The sequence below is a fragment of the Fructilactobacillus sp. X2R6C1 genome, from assembly GCF_059901295.1.
This window is the reverse complement of record NZ_JBWXUZ010000002.1, coordinates 76,005-99,222: the sequence shown is the minus strand read 5'-3', so window position 1 is coordinate 99,222 and position 23,218 is coordinate 76,005. Positions and strand designations below refer to the sequence as shown.

The 23,218-nt window shown below is 36.8% G+C and carries 29 protein-coding genes, 1 tRNA gene and 1 other annotated feature; of the genes, 2 read left to right on the top strand and 28 right to left on the bottom strand.

The genetic code is table 11. The features are described 5' to 3' along the window. Positions 1-10: 10 nt before the first annotated feature. From coaBC to miaA, 18 genes are all read right to left on the bottom strand, one after another. Positions 11-1,216 carry a bifunctional phosphopantothenoylcysteine decarboxylase/phosphopantothenate--cysteine ligase CoaBC gene (gene coaBC, locus AC6UDF_RS02570; protein WP_500693703.1) on the bottom strand — a complete coding sequence of 402 codons (1,206 nt, stop codon included), beginning with the start codon at positions 1,214-1,216 and terminating at the stop codon, positions 11-13. Positions 1,217-1,320: 104 nt separating this feature from the next. Further along, a complete protein-coding gene (rpoZ, locus tag AC6UDF_RS02565; protein ID WP_500693702.1) occupies positions 1,321-1,524 on the bottom strand; it encodes a DNA-directed RNA polymerase subunit omega in 204 nt (67 codons plus the stop codon). Next, positions 1,524-2,141 carry a guanylate kinase gene (gmk, locus tag AC6UDF_RS02560; RefSeq protein WP_500693701.1) on the bottom strand — a complete coding sequence of 206 codons (618 nt, stop codon included), beginning with the start codon at positions 2,139-2,141 and terminating at the stop codon, positions 1,524-1,526. Before gmk ends, rpoZ begins: the two co-directional genes overlap by 1 nt. Positions 2,142-2,223: 82 nt before the next feature. Continuing rightward, complete coding sequence (gene recN / locus AC6UDF_RS02555) at positions 2,224-3,930, bottom strand: DNA repair protein RecN (RefSeq protein WP_500693700.1); 1,707 nt, start codon at positions 3,928-3,930, stop codon at positions 2,224-2,226. Positions 3,931-3,942: 12 nt separating this feature from the next. After that, positions 3,943-4,761, bottom strand: a complete 819-nt coding sequence (locus AC6UDF_RS02550; protein WP_500693699.1) for a TlyA family RNA methyltransferase — start codon at positions 4,759-4,761, stop codon at positions 3,943-3,945. 7 nt (positions 4,762-4,768) lie between these two features. Beyond that, on the bottom strand, positions 4,769-5,641 hold the full coding sequence (locus AC6UDF_RS02545) for a polyprenyl synthetase family protein (RefSeq protein ID WP_500693698.1): 873 nt from the start codon (positions 5,639-5,641) through the stop codon (positions 4,769-4,771). Further along, the gene (locus AC6UDF_RS02540; protein WP_500723797.1) at positions 5,628-5,879 is read right to left on the bottom strand and encodes an exodeoxyribonuclease VII small subunit; all 252 of its coding nucleotides are present in this window, start codon (positions 5,877-5,879) and stop codon (positions 5,628-5,630) included. Before AC6UDF_RS02540 ends, AC6UDF_RS02545 begins: the two co-directional genes overlap by 14 nt. Continuing rightward, positions 5,879-7,228, bottom strand: coding sequence for an exodeoxyribonuclease VII large subunit (gene xseA / locus AC6UDF_RS02535; RefSeq protein ID WP_500723795.1), 1,350 nt, complete (start codon positions 7,226-7,228; stop codon positions 5,879-5,881). Before xseA ends, AC6UDF_RS02540 begins: the two co-directional genes overlap by 1 nt. Further along, complete coding sequence (locus tag AC6UDF_RS02530) at positions 7,218-8,081, bottom strand: bifunctional 5,10-methylenetetrahydrofolate dehydrogenase/5,10-methenyltetrahydrofolate cyclohydrolase (RefSeq protein ID WP_500693695.1); 864 nt, start codon at positions 8,079-8,081, stop codon at positions 7,218-7,220. The genes xseA and AC6UDF_RS02530 overlap by 11 nt, the downstream gene beginning before the upstream one ends. Positions 8,082-8,175: 94 nt before the next feature. Continuing rightward, positions 8,176-8,574 (bottom strand): transcription antitermination factor NusB, encoded by a 399-nt coding sequence (nusB, locus tag AC6UDF_RS02525; protein ID WP_500693694.1) that lies wholly within the window; start codon positions 8,572-8,574, stop codon positions 8,176-8,178. Continuing rightward, complete coding sequence (locus AC6UDF_RS02520) at positions 8,571-8,999, bottom strand: Asp23/Gls24 family envelope stress response protein (protein WP_500693693.1); 429 nt, start codon at positions 8,997-8,999, stop codon at positions 8,571-8,573. Before AC6UDF_RS02520 ends, nusB begins: the two co-directional genes overlap by 4 nt. A gap of 43 nt (positions 9,000-9,042) precedes the next feature. Continuing rightward, entirely contained in the window at positions 9,043-9,603 is a 561-nt protein-coding gene (efp, locus tag AC6UDF_RS02515; protein WP_039143941.1) for an elongation factor P, read from the bottom strand. Positions 9,604-9,717: 114 nt separating this feature from the next. Beyond that, the gene (gene rpmA, locus AC6UDF_RS02510; protein ID WP_010021538.1) at positions 9,718-10,014 is read right to left on the bottom strand and encodes a 50S ribosomal protein L27; all 297 of its coding nucleotides are present in this window, start codon (positions 10,012-10,014) and stop codon (positions 9,718-9,720) included. Positions 10,015-10,040: 26 nt separating this feature from the next. Then, positions 10,041-10,361, bottom strand: coding sequence for a ribosomal-processing cysteine protease Prp (locus tag AC6UDF_RS02505; RefSeq protein ID WP_500693692.1), 321 nt, complete (start codon positions 10,359-10,361; stop codon positions 10,041-10,043). 5 nt (positions 10,362-10,366) lie between these two features. Then, positions 10,367-10,675, bottom strand: a complete 309-nt coding sequence (gene rplU / locus AC6UDF_RS02500; RefSeq protein ID WP_500693691.1) for a 50S ribosomal protein L21 — start codon at positions 10,673-10,675, stop codon at positions 10,367-10,369. 16 nt (positions 10,676-10,691) lie between these two features. Next, positions 10,692-10,764 (bottom strand) — a sequence feature (ribosomal protein L21 leader region). Positions 10,765-10,864: 100 nt separating this feature from the next. Continuing rightward, a tRNA-Arg gene (locus AC6UDF_RS02495) sits at positions 10,865-10,938 on the bottom strand. 74 nt (positions 10,939-11,012) lie between these two features. Beyond that, a complete protein-coding gene (locus AC6UDF_RS02490) occupies positions 11,013-11,534 on the bottom strand; it encodes a hypothetical protein (protein ID WP_500693690.1) in 522 nt (173 codons plus the stop codon). Further along, positions 11,524-12,444 carry a tRNA (adenosine(37)-N6)-dimethylallyltransferase MiaA gene (gene miaA, locus AC6UDF_RS02485; RefSeq protein WP_500723793.1) on the bottom strand — a complete coding sequence of 307 codons (921 nt, stop codon included), beginning with the start codon at positions 12,442-12,444 and terminating at the stop codon, positions 11,524-11,526. Before miaA ends, AC6UDF_RS02490 begins: the two co-directional genes overlap by 11 nt. A 92-nt stretch (positions 12,445-12,536) precedes the next feature. Between miaA and AC6UDF_RS02480 the strand changes: the two genes are divergently transcribed. Further along, on the top strand, positions 12,537-12,713 hold the full coding sequence (locus AC6UDF_RS02480; RefSeq protein WP_500693688.1) for a DUF3042 family protein: 177 nt from the start codon (positions 12,537-12,539) through the stop codon (positions 12,711-12,713). Between the two features lie 43 nt (positions 12,714-12,756). Here the strand turns inward: AC6UDF_RS02480 and AC6UDF_RS02475 are convergent, their stop codons facing one another. From AC6UDF_RS02475 to AC6UDF_RS02445, 7 genes are all read right to left on the bottom strand, one after another. Then, positions 12,757-13,161 carry a rhodanese-like domain-containing protein gene (locus AC6UDF_RS02475; RefSeq protein WP_500693687.1) on the bottom strand — a complete coding sequence of 135 codons (405 nt, stop codon included), beginning with the start codon at positions 13,159-13,161 and terminating at the stop codon, positions 12,757-12,759. Positions 13,162-13,181: 20 nt separating this feature from the next. After that, a complete protein-coding gene (locus AC6UDF_RS02470) occupies positions 13,182-14,144 on the bottom strand; it encodes an ROK family glucokinase (RefSeq protein WP_500693686.1) in 963 nt (320 codons plus the stop codon). Between the two features lies 1 nt (position 14,145). Then, positions 14,146-14,373, bottom strand: a complete 228-nt coding sequence (locus tag AC6UDF_RS02465; RefSeq protein ID WP_010021549.1) for a YqgQ family protein — start codon at positions 14,371-14,373, stop codon at positions 14,146-14,148. Between the two features lie 36 nt (positions 14,374-14,409). Then, positions 14,410-15,084: a rhomboid family intramembrane serine protease gene (locus tag AC6UDF_RS02460; RefSeq protein ID WP_500693685.1), complete on the bottom strand. Its 675-nt coding sequence runs from the start codon at positions 15,082-15,084 to the stop codon at positions 14,410-14,412. A gap of 10 nt (positions 15,085-15,094) precedes the next feature. Beyond that, positions 15,095-15,628 (bottom strand): 5-formyltetrahydrofolate cyclo-ligase, encoded by a 534-nt coding sequence (locus tag AC6UDF_RS02455; RefSeq protein WP_500693684.1) that lies wholly within the window; start codon positions 15,626-15,628, stop codon positions 15,095-15,097. 55 nt (positions 15,629-15,683) lie between these two features. Next, positions 15,684-15,833 carry a 50S ribosomal protein L33 gene (gene rpmG / locus AC6UDF_RS02450; protein ID WP_500693683.1) on the bottom strand — a complete coding sequence of 50 codons (150 nt, stop codon included), beginning with the start codon at positions 15,831-15,833 and terminating at the stop codon, positions 15,684-15,686. Positions 15,834-15,955: 122 nt separating this feature from the next. Then, the gene (locus tag AC6UDF_RS02445) at positions 15,956-18,019 is read right to left on the bottom strand and encodes a peptidoglycan D,D-transpeptidase FtsI family protein (protein ID WP_500693682.1); all 2,064 of its coding nucleotides are present in this window, start codon (positions 18,017-18,019) and stop codon (positions 15,956-15,958) included. A 147-nt stretch (positions 18,020-18,166) separates the two neighbouring features. On the opposite strand from AC6UDF_RS02445, the gene AC6UDF_RS02440 reads away from it, so the two are divergent. Continuing rightward, complete coding sequence (locus AC6UDF_RS02440; protein WP_500723791.1) at positions 18,167-20,806, top strand: YfhO family protein; 2,640 nt, start codon at positions 18,167-18,169, stop codon at positions 20,804-20,806. 45 nt (positions 20,807-20,851) lie between these two features. Here the strand turns inward: AC6UDF_RS02440 and greA are convergent, their stop codons facing one another. The 3 genes from greA to mltG all read right to left on the bottom strand — a co-directional run bounded on the left by greA (position 20,852) and on the right by mltG (position 23,206). Next, entirely contained in the window at positions 20,852-21,328 is a 477-nt protein-coding gene (gene greA / locus AC6UDF_RS02435) for a transcription elongation factor GreA (RefSeq protein WP_500693680.1), read from the bottom strand. A gap of 63 nt (positions 21,329-21,391) precedes the next feature. Beyond that, positions 21,392-22,066: a uridine kinase gene (gene udk / locus AC6UDF_RS02430; protein ID WP_500693960.1), complete on the bottom strand. Its 675-nt coding sequence runs from the start codon at positions 22,064-22,066 to the stop codon at positions 21,392-21,394. A gap of 12 nt (positions 22,067-22,078) precedes the next feature. Beyond that, positions 22,079-23,206 (bottom strand): endolytic transglycosylase MltG, encoded by a 1,128-nt coding sequence (gene mltG, locus AC6UDF_RS02425; RefSeq protein WP_500693679.1) that lies wholly within the window; start codon positions 23,204-23,206, stop codon positions 22,079-22,081. Between the last annotated feature and the right edge of the window lie 12 nt (positions 23,207-23,218).

Genomic DNA, 23,218 nt, shown 5'->3' with positions numbered 1-23,218 from the left:
TACAGATTAGCTATAAAAGGTCAACAACGACATTTAACACTTCACTAGCAACTTTTAATTTAGACTCAACTTCTGTCTTTTTGACCAAACCATCCTTTGAGATGATTGAAACCTGATTATCATCACTATTAAAACCAATTAATGAATTGGAAACATCATTTAATACCACTAGGTCTAATTTCTTTTTCATCAACTTTTGCTTAGCATTTTTAAGAGGATCATTGGTCTCGGCCGCAAAACCGACCACCACCTGATTAGGGTTCTTCTGTTGTGCCACTTTTGCAACAATATCATCGTTCTTAATTAGATGGAGATCTAAAGAATCATGGTCTTGATCCTTCTTGATTTTTTGTTTTTCCGCATGAGCAGGTTTAAAATCACTAACTGCAGCAGCCATAATCAAAACCTGATTATCTGAAAATAAGCGTTGTACCTGGTGCTCCAGTTGATCAGCAGAACTAACTTTGATAACTTTCACACCATCTGGAATCTGGCACTGACTGTTGGCACTTACAAGTGTCACTTTAGCCCCCATTTCTTTAGCAACCTCAGCAATTGCATATCCCATCTTTCCTGATGAATTATTTGATAAGTACCTAACCGGATCAATTGGTTCTCTAGTACCACCAGCAGTTACTAGTATATTAACCCCAGAAAGAGGTTGGTCATCATGATCACTTAATTGACTAACCACAAACTGATAAATTTCTTCTGGTTCAGCAAGTCGACCTAGAGCTGAATATCCTTCGGCTAGTGGACCAACTTGTGGCTCAATAAATTCGATACCATCATCTTTTAATCTTTGAAGATTTCTTTGGGTAGCTGGATTTTTTAGCATGACATCATTCATTGCTGGCGCAAAATACTTGGGGCACTCCATGGCTAACATAGTCGTACTTGCAAAATCATCCGCAATCCCATTTGCTGTTTTAGAAATAAAATCAGCGGTAGCAGGGGCAACAATTGCCAAATCGGCCCATTTAGCTAGCCCAATATGATTAATCGTTGTTGAGTCATCAAAATAACTTTGATCATCATAGACATCATTCTTCGATAAAACTTGAAAAGTTAATTTCGAGACAAATCGTTTGGCAAACGGTGTCATTACAACTTTGACACTAGCACCATTCTTTTTTAAAAGTCTCAATAAATAAACTGCCTTATAAGCAGCAACGCTACCAGATACAAATAAGACAATTTGCTTCCCGTTTAACAAAATTATACCCTCCAAAGTATTTCTTATTAATTATACTACACATCCCTTATTATTCATTTAATAAAAAAAGACCCTGTGATGAGATTCATCACAAAAGTCCTTTCTTACTTACTTTTTGGAGCGATGGTTAACACGCCGGCAGCAATTTCTTCCAACGCCATTCCAACTGATTTTACTGACTTATAATGGGAAAGCAGTGGTTTCGCACCTTGATCAAGTTCTTCAGCTCTTTTGCTGGCTAACATAACGAGCGAATATCTTGAATCAACGTGTTGCAATAAATCTTCAAGTGGTGGATAAATAAACATTAAACTTCATCTCCTAATTTATTAAGATAATTTGGCATAACACGGTTTACCTTTAAACGTTCACTTTTAACAATTGTTTTAATTCGGTCTACCGCATTTGAAACCTTATCATTCACAACTGCATAATCATAGTTTTGCATCATTCGGATTTCCTTAGAAGCTTTTTCAATTCGTTTGTTGATAACTTCAATATCATCAGTCCCACGGCCAACCAAACGATCCCTAAGTGAATCAATGTCAGGTGGAGTTAGGAAAATAAAAACTCCATCGGGGCAGTTGGCACGCACCTGCATGGCACCATTAACTTCAATTTCCAGAAAAACATCTCTTCCTGAATCTAATGTCTCGTTTACGTATTGTAACGGGGTGCCATAGTAATTGTCAACATACTTAGCATACTCCAGCATCTTACCATTTTTAATATTCTGTTCAAATTGATCCTTTGAAACAAAGTAATAATCAACCCCGTTAACTTCTCCCTCACGGGGTTTTCTGGTAGTCATCGAGATTGAATACTTGAAATCGACATCAGGCTCATTAAAAAGGGCTTTTCTAACCGTTCCCTTCCCCACTCCACTTGGACCAGAAAGAACAATTAACATTCCTCTTTCACTCACTTAAACCGCTCCTTTTTCGTAACTTCTTTATATATATTATGCAATTTATAAATCAATTAATCAATAAGAGATAAAATGAATGCTATTTAATTTTTTGTCTTTTTTGTTGATTGGCCAAGTTTAAAAGTTCAGAAGCGTGTTCCATGGTTAACTTAGTAACTGTGGTTCCTGCTAACATTCTAGCAAGTTCCTTAACTCGTTGCTCACCTGATAAGGGTTGAACCGAAGTTTCCGTTCGATTATTAGAATCAACATGCTTCGAGATGAAATCATGATTATCAGCCATGGCGGCAACCTGTGGCAGATGGGTGATACACAAAACCTGGGATTTCTTACCAATTGCACTAATTTTATCAGCAATTGCTTGAGCCACTCTTCCCGAAACCCCCGTATCTACCTCGTCAAACACGATTGAAGTTACTCCTTGGACGCGGGAAAAAATCGTTTTAAGAGCTAACATAATTCGAGAAAGTTCACCACCTGAGGCAATTTTGGATAACGGTGCCATGTCCTCACCCGGATTCGTTCGGATGTAAAACTCAACTTCTTCAATTCCATTTCGATTAAAAGTATCTTTAGGTAAATTGGAAAAACGAACTTCGAACTGCGTTTTATCCATGTACAAATCAGATAATTGTTGATGAATTTCAGCCGTTAACTTTTCGGCTTGCTGATGTCTAATATCACTTAACTTTTTCCCAAGTTTATTTAATTCTTTGACGGAAGCATTGAAGCGTTCTTCTAAATTATTGCCACTCTTTTCATCCGTCTCCATATCAGTTAATTCACCAGAGATTTTATCGTAATACTTTAAAATCTGTTTAATCGAATCACCGTATTTTCGTTTTAACTCAAAAATAGTATTTAAGCGTTGCTCAACTTCGTTCAATCGGTCAGGGTCAAACTCCAAATTATCCATCTGATTACTAATCTCTCCAGAAGCATCTTGTAGCGTATAATAAGCATTTTTAACATTCTCAGAAATTGACTTAAACTCATCATCTAACCGTTCTAAATCTTCAAGAGCATTCATGGCATCCCCGATCATATCAATCGGACTAATACTTTCATCACCATTAATATCATTAAAACTTCTTCCTAGACTATCGCTAATGGCTTGAAAATTATTTAAACGATCCCTTTCGGCTATCAGATCTTCTTCTTCGCCATCCGTTAAATCAGCCGTTTCAATTTCATTTACCTGGTACTTAAGCATATCAATGCGTTGAGCCCATTCTTTTTCATTTTTATTTTTATTATTTAATTCTTTCTTTAATTTAAGGTATTTTTCATATTGTTCCTGATAAAGCTTAAGCGTAGGTTTGAGGCTGTCGCCAGCAAATTCATCAAGTAACCCAATGTGCTTATCAGGTTGCATCAGCGCTTGATGTTCATTTTGTCCATAAATATCAACCAAAGTTTCGCCAACTTTTTTTAGCGTATTTGTATTCACCAATATACCATTGATGCGACATACGTTGCGGCCATTACGATATAATTCACGCTGTAAAATTACCGTATCATCATCATGTTCGATCCCAAATTTATCCAACACATGAGCAGTAAGACCATCTTTAGGAATAGCAAACATTCCCTGTAAAATTGATTTGTTCGCACCCTTTCTAATAAAGTGAGACGATCCCCTACCACCAGCAAGTAGACCAACGGCATCAATAATAATCGACTTTCCTGCACCAGTTTCTCCTGACAGAACTGTCATCCCTGAGTAAAAATTAACTTCCAATTGATCAATAATCGCAAAGTCTTTGATTGAAATTTCCTGTAACAACTTCTCACCTTCTTAATTATTTAAACTTTTATAAGCCCGATCCATGACACCATCAACTGCAACATCGTTTCCTACTTCAGGGTCATCAGATGACTTTAGATAAATCAAGAATTCGATATTTCCTTCACCACCCTTGATGGGAGAAAAATCAAGTCCTAAAACAGAAAAACCAGCCTCAGTCGCAAACTGAATGACGTTATTAATCACCTGTTTATGCACGTTTTTGTCCCTTACAATGCCATGCTTACCAACGTTTCCACGACCAGCCTCAAACTGGGGTTTTATTAATGCCACTACTTCCCCATTTTTAGCTAAAATTGATTTTAAGGGCTTTAAAATTAATTTAAGAGAAATAAAAGAAACGTCAATTGAGGCGAAACTAGGTTCTCCACAAGTAAAATCTTCTGGTTTACTGTACCGAAAATTAGTATTCTCCATTACAACAACACGAGGGTCATTTCTAAGCTTCCAAACTAATTGGTTTGTCCCAACATCTAAGGCGTAACTCAATTTAGCTCCATTTTGTAACATTACATCCGTAAACCCCCCGGTGGAGGATCCGATGTCCAAAACGATTCTATCACGAACACTAATATTAAAACTTTTGAGTGCTTTTGCTAATTTTAATCCACCCCGACTGACAAAGGGAAGTGCATTGCCCTTTAAATGCAGCTTGGTTTCAACTGGAATCTTCACCCCAGGCTTATCCATGCGTTGTTCATTTTTTCCAAGTACTTCACCAGCCATGACGGCTCTTTTTGCCCTTTCGCGTGTGTCAAACAATCCTTGCTTGACAAGTAAGACATCAACCCGCTCTTTATCCTTTGCCATTATAACCTCACTTTTTCACCACAAAATAAGATAAAAATGAATCTAACAAATCGGGTGAAAATTCATCCGGCAACTTACTTAATGCCTCTTGACTTTTACTAACAGTCTCATCTAATTTTTGAATTGCTCCATTAATTCCCAACAAATTTACATACGTATTTTTATCAACATCATCCTGATTTTCAAGGTTAGGAGCATCTTTAATATCATCAAATATTTGAAATGCTAGCCCAAAATTCCAAGCAAACGCAGATAAACATTCCCGACTTGCTTTATCAGCATCAGCAATGATCGCCCCTGCTATAACACAATAATGAAACAGCTCACCGGTTTTGTTTCTATGTAAATGCATTAATTCATCCAGATTCAAATGTTGGTTATCTGAACTAACATCTACAGTTTGACCAGCTACCATTCCATCTGGACCAGCAGCATGGGACAATAACTGAATCAATTGAACTCTTTTTACAGCTGACAAATCAGCTCTTGAAAGCCAGTTAAACGCTAACGTCAACAATCCGTCTCCAGCTAAAGTTGCAATATCAGCGCCAAATTTTTTGTGATTGGAGAGTTGACCACGACGATAATCATCATTGTCCATGGCTGGTAGATCATCATGAATTAAAGAATAGGTATGAACTAACTCAACCGCAGAACTGGTTTTAATGGTGGACTCGTCAACTTCGTAATTCAAAGTTTTTAGGGTGGCTAACGTCAATAATGGTCGTAATCGTTTTCCACCAGCCATCAAAGAATATTTCATGGCATCTACAATTAATTTTATCGAGCTCGACTTATCAATGTTTGTTTCTAAAGTTTGATCGATTTTCGGAATATATTTATCTTTAAATTCTGAAAGAGTTTGTTTATTGGGTGTCATCACCGTCTCCACCTTGTTGATCACGATCAAATGGGATTTCATTATCACTGTCATCCATCATTTTAGTAAGCGTTTTTTGTGCATTTGAAAGTGTCTTTTGCATTTCGTTACTTAACTCAACTCCATCTTTAAATTCTGAAAGGGCTTTTTCTAAAGGTACGTCCCCCTGTTCAAGTTGATTAACAATTTCTTCTAATTTATCCATATTTTCTTCAAAAGTTGGTTTTTTATCTGCCATTATTTACAGTCTCCTTTAAGTCCAACATGATCAACGGTTGCACTAGCGCTTCCATCACTGAACTGAATACGAATGTGTTCATCCCTTTTTAAATCCTTAGCCGACTTAACTAATTTATCATGATCGTTTGTAACCATCCCATATCCAGAACTCATTAAACGTAGTGGGCTTAGATGATCGAGTGCACTGACGTTTGAATTTAACTGATTCCGTTTTGTTTTCAAAATCACTTGAACGGACTTTTTCATCGATTCAAGATAATAATTAACCTGTTTTTGGTTTGCATTGATGCTATGAACCGGTGAGTTTAATTTTAGTTGTTCTAAATAAGCTTGAAGTTGATTATGGTAATGATTTAGTAAATCTTTCATGTTAGTACCCAGTTTGGTATTTAAAGTATCTAATTGCTGGACATAGGATTCATAAAGACGTTCGGGCTGGTTAAAAACGTAAGAATTCATTACTTTATCGTATTGTGACCTCGAACGGGCCAAAATGTTATCCATGGCATTATAAATCCTAGTCTGTTTAGTCTTTAAATCAAGAATTACATCACTAAGCACAGGAACTGCCAACTCCGCAGCTGCGGTCGGGGTTGCTGCCCGTTTGTCAGAAACTAAATCAGCAATCGTTGTATCAGTTTCATGTCCAACTGATGAAATCACTGGAATTTTACTATTATAAATAGCTCTTGCGACAATTTCTTCATTAAATGGCCATAAATCTTCAATAGAACCACCACCACGACCAATAATAAGAGTATCGAAGCCGCCAATTTCGTTGACTCGGTTAATTTGATGAGCGATCTCACTCGCTGCATTCTCACCCTGAACAGCTGCTGGAAACAAAACAATTTGAGCAATCGGGAATCTCCGTCTAACGGTGGTGATGATGTCCTTAATAACTGCACCACTTTGAGACGTGACTACGGCAATTCTCTTAGGATACATTGGAAGAGGTTTTTTATGAATTTCCTCAAACAAGCCCTCTTTGGCAAGTTTATTTTTTAACTGTTCGTAGGCTTCATAAAGTTGACCCACTCCATCCGGTTCCATGTGATCAATATAAAACTGATACATTCCGGTTTTTTCATACACGGAAACATGTCCAGTAACAAGGACTTTCATTCCCTCTTCTGGCATGAATTTAACCTTAGAGAAGGCCGATTTAAACATGGTAACGTTAATTTTTGAGTTGTCATCCTTTAAACTAAAATATTGATGAGTTGGTCGCAAGCGAAAGTTGGAGATTTCACCGGTAAGGTAAACTCGTCCTAGGTATGGGTCAACGTCAAATTTCTTTTTGATATACTGCGTCAAAGCTGATACAGTTAAATATTTACTTGCCACTCTTTTTGCTCCATTCACACATATCAACCGTTTGTTGCATCAAGGTTGCGATTGTCATTGGTCCTACGCCACCCGGCACCGGAGTGATATATTCGATATTGTCACTTTTTGATTTGTATTCGACGTCGCCAGCCAATTTACCATTCTCATCCATATTTTGACCAACATCAATAACAACGGCACCTGGTTTAAAATCATCATCATTTAATATGGCATACTTGCCGACCGCTGAAATAACTACATCAGCTTGCTTCGTGTACTTTGAAACATCATCAGTGTGACTATGAACGTCAATCACAGTTGCATCGGCGTTAAGCATCAAAGCTAACATTGGCTTTCCAACAATTGAACTACGGCCAACAATCACAACGTTTTTACCATCTAAGTCAATATGGTACTCCGATAGTAAAGTCATAATGCCCTTCGGAGTACATGCAACCGGGTAATTCTCCTTAAGATTAAGAAATAACTTACCGACATTAACGGGATGAAAACCATCCACATCTTTTGTAGGATCAATTGCCTCAATCACTTTGTCTTCGTTAATATGATCAGGAAGTGGCGATTGAACTAAGATTCCATTGATTTCAGGGTTCTCATTCAAACTTCTCACAATTTGGATCAATTCGTCTTGCGTGGTTGATTCAGGTAAAGCTTTCTTAATGGAATAGATGCCTAACTCTGTTGCCTTTTTTTCTTTGCTTCGAACATATCTTTGACTTGCCTGGTCATTTCCAACGATTACTACCGCTAATCCTGGAGTAATTCCAGCTTGTTTTAGTTTAAAAACTCGCTTTTTTGTTTTTAAGTTCAGGTCTTTTGCAACCTTTCTGCCATCAATTATGCTAACCACGAAAACATCTCCCGATACATTATTATTAGTACAATTTTAGCATATTATTTTTGTTCTAGCTAAATGTAAAAAAATAAGAACCCATCACGGGTTCTTATTTTTCAATCGCACTATCTAAAACGCCATTAATAAAGTTTCGTGACTTATCATCACAAAACTTTTTAGCTAATTCTAAAGCTTCATTAATGGCAACCTTATTTGGCGTTGCTTCTTCATACTTAATTTCATACAGCGCAATTCTTAAGATAATTAGGTCAGCTTTACTAATTCGATCAATCGACCATTTATTCGCTAAGTGATCCGTAATGATCTTATCAAGTTCACTCTTATGCTCTCTTACCCCATTAACGATTTCCAAGTAATATTCTGGTGCCCTTACATCTTCATTAGTAAGATAATCAAAAAATTCACTTGGTTCAACAGCATCATTACTTTCCATCGCAAATAAGGTTTGAAAAGCTAACTCTCTAATTTGATGTCGACTTATTTTCACTTTTTATCCTCATTATCGAATAATTTATCAGTATCAACTTTACCAGTACTCTTTGGAGGAATCATTCCTTCAACGTGAACATTTACGGAACCGATACGAAGGTCAGTCATAAACAACAACTGTTGTTTTACTTGATTTTGAATCTCTAAAGCAACTTTAGGAACCGAAACCCCGTAATTTAGGTATACAAAAATATCAACATTCAATTTGCCATTCTCAATTGCTAATCTGATGCCCTTACCGCGCTCTTTTCTTCCAAATAATTCGTTAACACTGGAAGAAAAACTACCACGCATCCGGTTAACTCCTTCAACTTGCACGGCCGCAATTCCAGCAATGACCTCAATCACACGAGGTGCAATTTTAATCGACCCTAGGTCTGATTTCTTATTGTCGAGTGTAATGAAACTTTCGTCTGCTGCCATAATATAACCCCCAATTGGCTAAACAATCAGATCCTTCTGACCATTATGCCCGAGAAATGTAAGTACCGTCATCAGTATTGATCACTAACTTATCACCCTTATTTACAAAGAATGGAACTTGAAGCGTTAAACCAGTGGTCATAGTAGCAGGTTTTGATCCACCAGAAGCAGTATCACCCTTAATTCCAGGTTCAGTATCCGCTACTTCAAGTGTGACCGTCTTAGGCACTTCAACTCCCAGAGTTTCACCGCCATACTGAATAACTTGAACTTCCATATTCTCTTGTAAGTAGTTCATTTCTTCTTTAACTTGCTCTCTTGGAATCGTTAGTTGTTCATAATTATCCATGTCCATAAAGACAAGGCCACTACCATCATCGTAGAGGTATTGCATCTTTTTGGTTTCAATGTTAGCTTTTTCAACTTTAGCACTAGCTCTGAAAGTCTTTTCCTGAACGGCTCCCGTCCTTAAATTCTTTAACTTAGTACGAACAAATGCTCCACCCTTACCGGGCTTTACGTGTTGAAAACTAACAATCTTCCAGATGTTATTGTCAGCTTGAATGGTCATACCATTTTTTACTTTTACAATTGAAATTGACATTTTCATGCCTCCCACATATTTATGTTCCTATCATATCAATATCGATCACGTAAAAGCAAGTTACGATATTGATAAAAAAAGAGACCCCTGCATTAACGCTAGGCCTCTTTGGATTTACTTAGTTGCTACTTCTGCTTCAGGGTAAACAGAAACTTGACGTTTGTCACGACCTAAACGTTCGAAACGAACAATCCCATCAACTAAAGCAAATAATGTGTCATCTCCACCACGTTTAACGTTCTTACCTGGATAGATATGAGTTCCACGTTGACGGTATAAAATTGTACCAGTTGTTACTGATGAGCCATCAGCAGCTTTAGTCCCTAAACGACGTCCAGCTGAGTCACGACCGTTAGATGATGAACCACCGGTTTTATGGTGAGAGAAAAATTGTAGATTCATTTTTAACATGCGTTTACACCTCCAAATTAAAAGTGTTATTTTACTTCAACGTAATTCGAATACTGTTTTGAAATATCCATAAGTCCATTCATAAAGCTTTTAAGTAACGTTTGGACCTTAACATCATTCAAATGTTCAACCGGAATCTTAACTTGGAGATATCCTCCATTTTTTTCATCCTGTTCTACATATGGATCAATGTCACAAACGGTAATTAACCCGTTCACAGAAGAAATTGCTAACGCTGATACTGCTGCACAGACGATATCATGCCCATACTCACCAGAATCAGCGTGGCCAGTCACTTTAAATCCAGTTATTAAATTATGATTTAAATCAAATGTAGCTTTAATCATACGACTTAAGCGTTAATCTTGTTGATAGTAACCTTAGTATAAGGTTGTCTATGACCCTTCTTTGATTGAGCACCCTTTTTAGGTTTGTATCTAAAGATACGGATCTTCTTACCCTTACCTTGCTTATCAACTTTTCCTTCGACTGAAGCACCATCGACTAATGGTGAACCAACCTTAGGGGTTTTGCCACTAACAAAGACAACATCATCAAAAGTAACCTTGTCACCTTCGTTAGCATCAAGTTTTTCAACAAAGATGGCTTCACCTTCAGAAACTTTGTATTGCTTGCCACCTGTTTCAATAATTGCGTACATGTAGTGCACCTCCTTATAATTTGCTTAGACTCGCCAGTATTAAGTGCCCACTGGGCTTTAAAACTCAAACTGAGCGGTTGTAGCTGTGGAAGTCCACAATTACAACATCATAAGTATATAAAAATTAATGTTATAAGTCAAATAAAAAAAGGACACGCCAGATATTAAGCGTGTGCCCTTTTTTCGAGATGTCGCAGGAGCGATTCGAACGCTCGACCTACGGTTTAGAAGACCGTTGCTCTATCCAGCTGAGCTACTGCGACATAAACTCAAACAACAAGAATAATTATATTGAATATCGAACTATAAGTCAATGGTTTTTAGTACATTGCTTGATTTAATGATCATTTAAAACCAGCTTTAAATCATCTTGCAGTAGACTATTAAATCTATCGATGATTGTATCTGGGCTAAAGCCTAAATCAACAATGCCGAACTTTAAGAATAAAGTCCAAGCGTGCTTATATCCAATCTTGCTTTTCTCATAATAACTTTTTAGTAACATATTCAGCATCGACAAATACAAAGAATTAAGGTCGTCAGTCTTTTTCATTCCTGATAACTTATTTAACATCTCATCATCCACAGTAATCACATCCACCCAACTTTGTAGGTTAGCAATTAGCAAAAAATCCCTGAAAGTCCTAATGTAACTTTCGAGCTGGTTGTCACGATTATTCTCAGAACTAGTGATGTCCGTTTTAAGCATCCCAGAATTTTTAGCCAATTCAGAAAAGTGAATGTCTAAAGAAACATAAGAACTTGAAACATGAGTTCCAGGTTTCCAAATTGTTTGATTCTTAGCATCTAACTGCCGATATAAGTTGACTGTGTCCGAAACCATTTTGTTAATATCCATTATTGTTTTGCCACTCCTTAATTTGTTGTTTAATTTGAGTAATTTCTTCGGGATGTTGAACTAAATCATACCAAGTAACGTCCATCTTGTTTCTAAACCACGTTAGTTGTCTCTTAGCGTAGTGTCTTGAGTCTTGCTTAACATCTTCTACTACTCGATCCAAACTTTCGTTACCCTTGAAATATGGGATGAATTCGCGATACCCAATTCCCTTACTAGCAGGAATTTTACTCCCCCCATTTTCAAAAAGCCATTTATTTTCTTTAATTAACCCGTTTTCCATCATCTGGTCTACTCGTTGATTAATCCGCTGGTATAGGACATCACGACGCGTATTAAGTCCCACAATCAATTCATCATACTGCTGTCCCTGATTATCCTGCTTGGAAATTGGTTTTCCACTAACAAGGTATACTTCGAGAGCCCGTAAAATGCGTCGTGTGTTTTGCATAGGTGTCTTTGATGCCGTTACGGGATCAACCTGATTTAATTTATCCCACATTTTCATTGGACCAAATTCGTTAAGTTCATTAATCAATGTTGCTCTAATTTCAGGATCATTCTTACTTCCTAAATTTAATCCCCTTAAGAGTGAATTAAGATAAAATCCAGTGCCACCAACAATAATTGGAAGATGCCCTCGATTCGTAATTTCCTTAATTAATTTTTCAGCAGCTTCAACAAAATCAACCACCGAATATTGTTCGTCAACATCAATGATGTTTATTAAATAATGAGGAATTCCCTGTTGCTCCGTTCGAGAAATCTTGGCAGTCCCAATATCTAGATGACGGTAAACCTGCATTGAGTCGCCAGAAATAATTTCTCCATTAAACTGTTTTGCAATTTTAATTGATAAGTCCGTTTTTCCAACAGCCGTTGGACCAACAATCGCTAATAATTTGTTCATAAATTCACCTAATTAATGATGTTCTATACTGGATATATTAGCGCAAATAACGCATAATAGACAAGTAGATAATAAAAAAGGAGGCAATGACTATGAGTAAATTTACACAAGGATTTACTACGGGAGTTGCAGCATGTATTGGAATCGCTGCAGGAGTTTGGCTTTCATTCAAGAAAACGGTGGTTCAACCAATGGAGGAACAAGAGTCCAAAATTAATGAAAACCGTAAAAGAGCAAACAGAAAAAGTCATTCAGCTCATTTAAGTTAATTATTAATAATAAAAAGAGAACTCGATCGAGTTCTCTTTTTATTTAGCCCTTTTTAATTTTGCCATCCCATCGCTGGTAACCCTCGTTAAGAATTGAAATATTTTTAAAACCCTTTTTATGAAGGAATTTGGCAACTTTCATACTCAAAGTCTTATTCTGATCGTACAAATAAACTGGTAGATCTGGTCTCAGTTCTTGATAAAAACTTCGAAAAGTTGAATATGGCATGTTTCTTGAACCAAGAATATGACCATCATTAAAAGCTTTACTTTCACGTAAGTCAATAACTTGCGATTTGCGAATCCCACTTTGAAATTCATCTTCATTTAAAAACTTACAATAACGTTTGGCCATTAAAATAGTAAATTCATGGTATAACCACCAAATTAACAGAACCACTCCTAGAGTGATCAGAAAATAAAGAACTGAAACTATCACACTACTCAATTAAAATCTCTCCAATACTTTTATCTAAATTGTAATGCTAACGAAGCTGCACCAATTACCCCAGCATCATTACCCAACTGAGCTAATTTAACTTTAGTTGAATCTCTAATTGATGGAAAGGCATTTTCCTGGAAATATCTAGTAGTTGGTTGAAGCAAAGTGTTTCCAGCATTAGAAACTCCACCACCAATAATGATACTTGCTGGGTTCAAAGTATTTCCAATATCAGATAAGGCTAGTCCAAGGTAAAAACAAATCTTATCCACAACCTGATTAGCAAAGATGTCGCCATTATCTGCTAGGTAAAAAACCATTTTTGAAGTGATTTTTTCATCAGTATTTTCGAGATCCTTTAACCGTGAATGTCCCTTAAAATCTTTAGACATATCCTTAGCTACGTGAACAATTCCAGTTGCTGAAGCGTACTGTTCTAAGCAACCTCTTTTGCCACAGGTACAAAGGTAACCATTTGGTTGAACAGCAATGTGTCCAACTTCACCTGCTCCACCATTAACACCATGAAGGAGTTTACCGTTAGCAATTACTCCACCACCAACTCCAGTTCCTAACGTAACAAAGACTACGTCGTCTTCAGTACTACCTGCACCCTTCCAGTATTCACCTAAGGAAGCCACATTGGCATCATTGTCTAATTGAAATGGTAATCCAACCCCATTCTGAATCAATTCTCGAACTGGTTGTTCATCCTTCCAGTTAAGGTTAAAAGCTTCGGAAACTGTCCCCTTTTCACGGTTTACAGTTCCTGGTGTTCCCATTCCAATTCCAACAAAATCATTAATGGTTTTGTCAGAATCCTCGATATGTTTGTTGATTGACTTAACAATGTTCTCAACGATGTGAGCGCCCTTATCACTAGTATCAGTGAGTACTCTCCATTTATCAAGAACCTCACCATTTTCGTCCAAAAAAGCCATTTTAGTAGTGGTACCACCTAAGTCAATCCCAATCAAATTCTTTGCCATTCTATAGACCTCCCGTCTCATTTTTAGATTTTAAGTTTTTTTCTTCAATCCTGTGTTCACGTGTTAATACTAGTTTTGCGGATGTAAACTCTCGATCACTAACTACATGAGCATCATGAAGATGGTCGAGTTCTAAGGCCATTACTTCAATATCCCAAAGTCGTTTACCGACATATACATATATTCCAAATTTTTTTAACAGTTGTTGAACATCATATAGAGTTGTCATTTTAATCATCATCCTAAATTAACTATGTACAACGTGTCAACGAACAGAACCTAAATAGTACATTATTATTATACCAATAATTAAAGCGGTTGCATAAAATAATCTCATAATTTTATCTAAATTGATATTGTGCTTTAATCCTACAACAAAACTAATCAGGTAACCACCAATGAATCCGCCAATATGACCAAAAATATCAATACCAGGCGTAAAGATATCAAATACAAGGTTAATTACTACAAAAAGAATAAACGTCTTTGCAGTACTTCTGACAAATGAATCACCACGATACTGAAAAGCAATCATCAAAAAGGCACCGAATAATCCAAAAATAGCGGTACTGGATCCTGCTGAAATTCCACTTCCAAACGCGAAGCTCATTAAATTTCCACAAAATCCTGCAACCATAAAAATGACAAAATATCTTAAATGACCAACGATTGGTTCAATTAATTTTCCCAAATAATATAAGGTGATTCCATTAATTAAAATATGTTGAAAACCAATATGAACAAAAATGGGAGTAATTAGACGCCACCACTGACCATCTTTTACTAAGGGGTTATATTGTGCACCAAACTTTAGTAGATTAACGGTATTCTCTGAGCCACCACTTAAAGTCATCATTAAATATACAACTACCATGATGAACAGTAATAAGTACGTTACCCAGGGATAATTATTGACTCTTTTAAGTTTTTGTTTGATCATCTTAAATCCTCTAAAAAATAATCCGATCCAATCTAACGTCAAATGGATCTGGCTTCCAATTTAACTCAGAAACGATTTGTGCTTTTTGGGCCAGTGAAACCTTATAGCCGTCAAATCGAGATAAATAACGATCATAAAATCCCGCACCATAACCAATTCTCTGATTACTATCAGGATTAAAAGCAACTCCTGGAACCACTATCAAATCAATCAAATTACTGATGATCGTCTTTCCATTAACGGGCTCCCAGATCCCAAACTTAGTCTTTTGAAACTTTAAAGTATGGCTAAGCTCAACAAACTCCATCTGATGCTTAGGAAGTGTATGAGGAACCACCACCTTTTTCCCATCATTTAAAGCCGCAAAAATTATGGGAGCTGTAGGAATCTCAATGGCGGTATTCATGGTTGTGGCAACCACCTTGGCGTTCTGCCATTCTTGAAGGTCAAAGAGCGCTTCATACAACCCATAAAAGAATTGATCCGATGGCTTAGCATTTTTCATTCTTTTTAAAACCAATTCTCTAACTTTATTTTTATTCATTTACATCACCCATTAATTTTATAATAAAAAAGATTTTGGGTAAAAACCCAAAATCTTATTTTGTTTCGCGATGTAAAGTAACTTTTCTATCACGTGGGCAATACTTTTCTAATTCTAAGCGATCGGGATTATTTCTACGACTCTTAGTTGATAAGTAATTGCGTTCGTGGCATTCAGTACATTCCAAAGTGATATGAACACGCATGTCAAATACCTCCAAACATATTCGTTTTTTATAACTAATTCAACAATCATAATACTAACATCTTTAGCACTATATATCCAGTCTCATTTAAAGAACGTTAAGTAATTTTACTTAACAGTATTTTATGGCTTATTCTGAACATCATCCCAGTATGCTTGATAAATTTGTTTAGCAAGATTCAAATTATTACTTTCAGCGTCAACCGGGAGATTAGGAATGGCTAATGCAACCACTACCTGTGGATCCTTTGATGGTGCATAGGAAGCCAAACTCAGAGTAACAGTTGGTTTTCCATTGTAAAATGTTTGGGCAGTACCCGTCTTAGCAGATACTTCGGGAGATAGGCTTGACAAATCTCCACCGGTTTTATATTTATTGGTACCATGAACTACTTGATACAATCCCTGGGTAACAACGTTTCGTTCTTGTTGTGTCATTGGAATTTCATTTAACACCGTTGGCATCGTCGTATTCTGAACAGCTCCAAGTTGTCCGTTCTTGGTATTGGTTGATCTTACATTTTGAACCACATGTGGCTTCAAACGATATCCGCCATTAGCAATGGTGGACATGTATTGGGCTAATTGAATCGTAGTGTACGAATCATAGTTACCAAATGATTCATCCAAAGATTTCCCAATATTAGCAAACGTTGATGGTCCTTGAATGCCAGCAGTTTCACCCGGTAGATCAATCCCAGTCTTAACACCTAAACCAAATTGATTGAAGTAGTTTCGTTCGATGTTAAAAATGTTGGGACTCATGTTAAGTGATCCTCCCGCTTTATACCTGAAGCCCCCTTCTTTCATAGCAAGTTGCATCATGTAAGAGTTAGAGGAAACCTCTAGAGCACCCTGGGCGTTAACCGGCATATTGGCCTCACCATTTTTGTTAAACCAAGAACTCTTTTTAGCTCCACCAATATCAATTGGCATATCTTCCATTGTACTGTTATTCGGTGTAATAACCTTATCCATTAGGGCACCTGAAACCATCGCACCTTTAACAACCGATCCCATTACAATGGCACTGTTGATGGTTCCTAATTCGTTTGGTGTCACTTTACCAGTCTTAGGATCACGGTTAACACCAGCCATTCCAATTACCGCACCGGTCTTTGGGTTCATAACAACGGCATAAGCTCCCGTTGAATCACCAACGCCCCCAGACTCTGCACCTTTAACTAAATCTTGGAGTTTATTTTGAAACTTAGAGTTAATGGACAACTGAAGATTCTGGCCCCGTTGGCCTGGATACTTCTTAACTTCTTTAACAATCTTGTTATCCCCTCCAACTTTAACCTCGGTCTGAGACTTAGAGCCACGTAAAATTGGTTCATATTGTTGTTCCAAATTACTTTGTCCAACTGAATCATTTCTTGAATACCCTTCAGCTAAAAGTTCATTAACCCGATCAGAAGGTAACCCAGTTTTACTAGATGAAACATTTCCAACAATACTTTGAATCTCGTTTCCAGATGGATAATCACGAGACCAACTTGTTCCAACCTGAACTCCAGGCATTTCAGAAGCATGTTCACCAACTTCAGCAATTTCTTTGTTACTTACACCATCCGTTTTAATGTTGGTAGTTGATAATTGATAAGCCCCACTCATTTCCGTAAAAATAGCAGCTGCGTTCTTCATTCGAGGAGTAACCTTTACAATTTTCCCATTCTGGATCATATCTAAAGCTTTATTGTAGGCTGCTTGTGGCGCTAACTTTGTTCCATTAGGAACTTCCTTAGTAGCGTTTGTAAGGTTAGTCTTATCGGCCAAGTAATATTCACCAATCTGCTTTTTAGTAAGCCCTTTAGTTGGGAGGGTGATGTAACTCCCAAGTTTATTGGCATCATTATAAATCTCCTGAGGCATTACGCTTAATCCTTTAGTATAGGTGATGGCCCGATGAGTTTTGTTACCAACTAAAACTTTCCCGGTTGAGTCATAGATCATCCCCCGCGGAACATTACCATACTTAACTGAATTATCGCTCTGATTAACATCAGATTTATAAACTGATCCTTGAAAAATCTGCATGTATGCTAGTCGAAATACTAAAACTGCAAACAATATTCCAACAATTGCGAAGATAAAATTCAGTCGAAATGGAATTTTGGAATTACCGTTTCGCCGGCTCGAATCCCGACTCCTTCTTCTAAATAACCGATCAAAAAAGTTTCTCACGATGCTAACGCTCCTTAACTAATTAATAACTCGAATTCATCACTTATGGCGCTTTTCTTAATTTATATATGATACTCTATTTATTAGAAAAACGACAAACCTAATCTTATTATAATTCATTACTTTATAAATTAATGAGGTAATTAAATGTTTAACCAAAAAATAAAAAAGAGCCTATCTAAAAACTTCGCATTAATCCTAAGCTTTTTAATACCACTAGTTATTATGGCATTATACGCAGCATATCGCAATATGGCACCCTTCGGAAATAATACGATTCTAACGGTTGATTTAGGACAACAGTACATTGATTTTTTTGCATATTTTAGAAGAGCCATCTTGCACCATCCTTCATCAATTCTTTATTCGTTTTCTAACGGACTAGGGAATGAAATGATCGGGACTTGGGCTTACTATCTAATGAGTCCATTAAACCTTATCTTACTCTTTTTTAATAATGCATCCCTCCCATCAGGGATTCTCATCCTATTACTTTTAAAGATTGGCTTATCTGGTTTGACCTTTACCATTCTAGTTCGCAAACTTCATCTTACTAATTCTTCACTCATACTGTCATCATTTGCAACTGCATATGCATTAAATGGTTGGATGATTGCAAATAACCTAAATATCATTTGGCTCGATGCCATGATTTTACTTCCTTTAATTTTGCTTGGTTTAGTTAAACTCTTAAAAAACAACCAAAAACTACTTTTCATTACATCATATACCGCTATGTTGATCATTAACTATTATATGGCATACATGATTACGATTTTTATCGTAGCACTAACTATCTACTATTTAGCCATCAATGTTTCAAATATCAAAGATATGTTTGTTGGATTTTTGCGACTAGTCGCAAATGGATTAATTTCGGTGGGATTAGCTGCTTTCATTCTTCTGCCAACCATTTATTCACTGATTAACTCCAAGGGCCAGGGATTTTCTGATAAATTGAACTTTAAATTTGAATATCCAATGCTTGACTTAGTAACTAAATTTGCTCCTGGGACCTTTAATTTTGACCAAATGCCCAAGGGCTTACCAAACCTTTTTATTTCAGAAACGATTTTGGTACTATTTTTGTTCTTTTTTGTTAATAAAACCTTCTCCAAAAAAACTCGAATTTTCACTTTGGTAATGACCATCTTTTTACTGTTGTCAACGTGTTTTCAGCCACTCGACTTATTTTGGCATGCATTTCAGTTTCCAATCTGGTACCCCTACCGTTTTTCGTTTGTAATATGTTTTTGGTTCATCATGGTCGCGCTAGTTAGCTTATCTCACATTCAGGCAATTAGTTTTAAGCAAATTGGAACGTGGCTCATAATTTTATTGCTTGCACTAATGGTCGCTTATACCACCATTAGAATGCCTCAATATAACTATCTTAAATGGTTCACAATTGTGATTGAGGGACTTATGATTTTAGCCGCCATCATCGTTTTATTAACCCACTTCCGGAATGAAAAATGGTTTAATTTGGGTGTTTTTTCACTAATTGTCTTTGGCATTACCATTAATCTTATTCTCTCTTTAAACAACATCTCATACTTAAGTAACTCTGAATACCGTGGTTACGTAAATAAATTAGATCATGTCACAACTTACCTGAAACATCATTCTTTAGATGGCCCATATCGAATCAGCAAGGACTTTTCCCGAACTAAAAACGACCCCTTTAACTTTAATTTTTATGGTGCTTCCTTATTTTCATCCGTCATGAATCCTAAAATGTCTGATCTAGTTGGAAAAATTGGTCAGCCAAATGGCGATGGCGTAATCGAATATTCCAGTGGAACCATGGTTTCAGATGCACTGCTCTCAATGAAATACCATCTGGCTCGTCCCTACACAGCTCCAGTTGACGTTCCAGGTATTAGAGAATTCCCAGAACGATATGACCAAAACTCATACAAAAACATGGGATCATCTGAGGGATTTTCAGTATACGAAAATCAGTATGCGTTACCAATGATGTTTAGAGCCAGTGACCAATCAATCCACAAAAATGCTGCCAGTCCAGATCCCATTCAATACCAAACACAGCTATGGTCAAATCTAACGGGGGACAACCAAGTCCAAAGCCACCTCTTTTCGAGCATTAACTTCAATCACGTTAGATATAACAACGTAACCAAACACAATCAACTTACTGGCACCATCTTCAACAAAGTCAACGTCTTACAGCCGGCCTCTCTTGATCTCACGTTTAAGCCAAAAACTAATGACTCTTACTATTTGACGATGGGAACAGCGTTAAATAACGGTAATTGTGATTTGTCAGTTGATGGTAACCAACTGTCACTTAGTCCTGAATCTAATTCGATTAAGGTCATTAACATTGCCAATAACGCAAAAAACAAAAAGATTAAAGTAAAAATCAGCTTGAAAAAGTCATCACTTTGGTTAGAAAACTTTACTTTATACCAGCTAAATAATTCTTTATTTAAGCAAACCGATCGAAAACTTCGATCGGGAACCAAAAAAATATCCAGCCCAAACGCACGAACGGTAAAGGCTGATATAAAGACAAACGGTTCTAATTCAGTAATTGCTTCAAGTATCCCGTACTCGAAAGGCTGGAGTGCCCAAATAAACGGAAAGAAACATTCAATCACGAAATGGGATCATTACTTCATTGCACTTAAAACTGGAAAAGGAATGAAGCACATTCAGCTTTCATATTGGCCACCATTCTTAAATATGGGAATAATCATTAGTGCTTTGACACTTCTCACCTTAATTTTAAGAAGTTGGTTTAAAAAAAGATATAATAAATAGGGCAATCGTCACTTGAGACGATTGCCCTATTTTAAATTAAAATTATTATTTAACTGATAATATCTTGACATGCATTACGCCAGCAGGAATATCAATATCAACGTTTTCCCCTACTTTATGGCCAAGCAAAGCCTGTGCAATTGGAGAATCATTCGAGATTTTTCCACTCATCGGGTCAGCTTCAGCAGCTCCGACAATTGTAAATGTCTCTGGCTCTTCATCAGGTAGTTCCTTAAACTGAATTTCTTTTCCAACGGTCACTTCATCTTCGTCGGTCTCTTCTTTATCAACCACTTGAGCATATTGTAACATGTGCTCTACCGTAGCAATTCTGCTCTCTAACATACTTTGTTCGTTTTTGGCAGATTCGTATTCAGAGTTTTCAGATAAATCGCCGTAACTTCTAGCGACTTTGATTCGATCAACAATCTTTGGTCTTTGATTGACCTTTAAATCTTTTAATTCAGTTTCGAGCTTTTCTTTCCCCTCTTCAGTCATCGGGTACATTTCATCTTCAGCCATTCTTACACCTCACTATTTTATTCAAAATTAAAATACCATTTAAATTAAAGTTTGGCAACTTAATTATATTGTCGTATCAATTGCATTACTAATCGGATCGTCACCAACGTCATTTAAAATTGACTGAATTTTAGTAACTAGTAAGTCAATCGCTACTTGATTTTTGCCACCCTCAGGAATAATTATATCAGCATATCGTTTCGTGGGTTCAACAAATTGGAGATGCATGGGGCGAACGGTTGCTAAATATTGTTGAATTACCGAATCAAGCGTTCGACCACGTTCTTTGGTATCCCGCTCAATCCGCCTAATGACGCGAATATCAGCATCAGTATCTACATAAACTTTAATATCCATTAGGTCCCGGAGCCTTTTATCATCAAGGATTAAAATCCCCTCAACAATAATTACATCACGTGGTTCTTGAGTGACAGTTTCACCACTCCGGGTGAATTTGGAATAATCATAAACCGGTTTCTCAATTGATTCATAGTTTAACAGCTGCTTCAATTGCTTAACCATTAAATCAGTGTCAAAAGCAAGCGGATGATCGTAGTTAACCTGTCTTCTTTCGTCCATCGTCATATTGGATTGATCCTTATAGTAAGAATCTTGCTGCAAGATTGCAATTGAATGTCCCAGCAAACGATTCAAGATTGACCTACTTACCGTTGTTTTACCACTACTAGAGCCTCCGGTAACTCCAATAATTACGGGTCTTTTTTTGCTTTTCACTATTTTAATCCTCCACTATCGATCCATATGAGTTTTAATGTTATTTTGCTGTTCTTTTAAGGTTTTAGCGTAATAAATCTTTTTAGTTTTCGGATCGGCCAAGAAATATAAATATCCTTTAGACATATCAGTTGGATATAGCACAGCTTGGACTGAGCTTACCGAAGGGTTATCAAATGGTCCAGGACCAAACCCTTTATTAACATAAAGATTATATTTGGAATTAACCATTAAATCACGTTTTGAAAGTGTCTTTGAGTTTTTATGAAGTGCATACAAAACAGCCACATCCGATTGAAGTGGCATCTTTTTATCAATGCGATTTCTTAACACACCAGCCATCTTATTACGATCATTTTGACTTACACCTTCACGTTCAATCAAAGATGCTAACGTTAAAGTTTGCTGAACCGTCAGCTTTTGCTCTTTCATTCTTTGATAATATGGACCATACATTTGATTGCTTTTAGCGAGCATTAAACTGACCATCATCTTTAACGACGAATGTTTAGGGACGGGATATGTCGCTGGATAAAGGTATCCTTCAAAAAGATAACGGGTCCCCTTGGCATCTTTAGCGGACCCCAGTAATTCTGGATAATCCTTGGTCATTTCATCAAAGAAATTACGATTCTTCATCAGGGAAATAAATTCTGCCCTAGAAAAATCGGTATTTTTAGCCACAATATCCGCAATTTGGTCGATGTTAGCTCCTTCTGGAACGGTAACTTTACTATCAGTGCTTTGAATGGGTTCGAAACTTCCACCCTTTTGTAAACTCTTGGCAATCGTATCTAGGGACATTGACGGCTTTAATTGATAATATCCTGACTTAAAACTAGTGATGTTGTGTGATTTTACATAGTAATTAAATACCATCCCACTTTTAACTACTTCTGACTTCTGTAAGATTGCCCCAATCTTTTTGGTGGAAGCGCCTCTTGGAATGTTAACTTGAGTCACTTCATTATCATGAGGATCCAGTGGTTGAAGTGAAGTTTTAAAATAGTGATGTCCAAATAACGCAATTGCAATTACTAAAATTACAATAATTGCAATCACAGAATAAATAATTTTCTTCCCAAATGAACTAGTTTTAATTTTGGAAATAAAACCACCCAAATGCCTTTTTCTCTCACTCATTATGAATCCACC